Genomic DNA, 620 nt, shown 5'->3' with positions numbered 1-620 from the left:
GGAGGTTGAGCTCGAACCGGAAAATCGTGTCACGAGCAATAACCGGCGCCATTTGGGGCCAGATCGCGTGCCGAAGACGCGCCAGCGGTCCAGCGCCCGCGCTTTCGAGCGCCGCGATGGGCGCACGGGAAACACCGTCGATCGCTTCGGCATAGAACTTGGCGAGCATTCCGGTCGCATGAAAGGCAACGGCGATGATGCCGGGCAGCGGGCCGAGGCCGACGGCGCCAACCATGAGCATCGCCACAAGAATCAGAGGTATCGCCCTGATGAAGGCGAGAAGCGTTCGAACCGTTCGATAGAGCGGCGGAGACACCATCGTTTCGGACGCAAGAATGCCGAGCGGGGCCGACAGGACTACCGCTCCCAGAGAGCCGAGGATCGCGATCCTGAGCGTTTCGGCGCCGCCCTTCATGATCTCCCTCATCACGGTCGGATCAGGGGGAAACATCCGGCCGAGAAATTCTGCGATCCGGGGCCCGGCCGACAGGAGACGCGAGAACTCGACGTCGGTCGTCATGAAAGACCACAGAACTGCACCGGCGACCAATGTGCTGGCCGCGAAACCGCCGAACCCGCGAAACCGCATCAGGACACCGCTCGCAGACCGACACCGGGAA

1 protein-coding gene is annotated in these 620 nt (G+C 63.5%); it reads right to left on the bottom strand.

What is annotated here, in order from left to right:
• Nucleotides 1-520: PhnE/PtxC family ABC transporter permease (locus CJ301_RS17890; protein ID WP_254050202.1), on the bottom strand; the 520-nt coding region annotated here is incomplete at its 3' end.
• Nucleotides 521-620: the final 100 nt, after the last annotated feature.

The organism is Limimaricola cinnabarinus (assembly GCF_002723615.1).
GTDB classification, from domain to species: domain Bacteria; phylum Pseudomonadota; class Alphaproteobacteria; order Rhodobacterales; family Rhodobacteraceae; genus Limimaricola; species Limimaricola cinnabarinus_B.
Note: the sequence above shows the minus strand (reverse complement) of the source record. Positions and strands in the feature narration are given on the sequence as shown.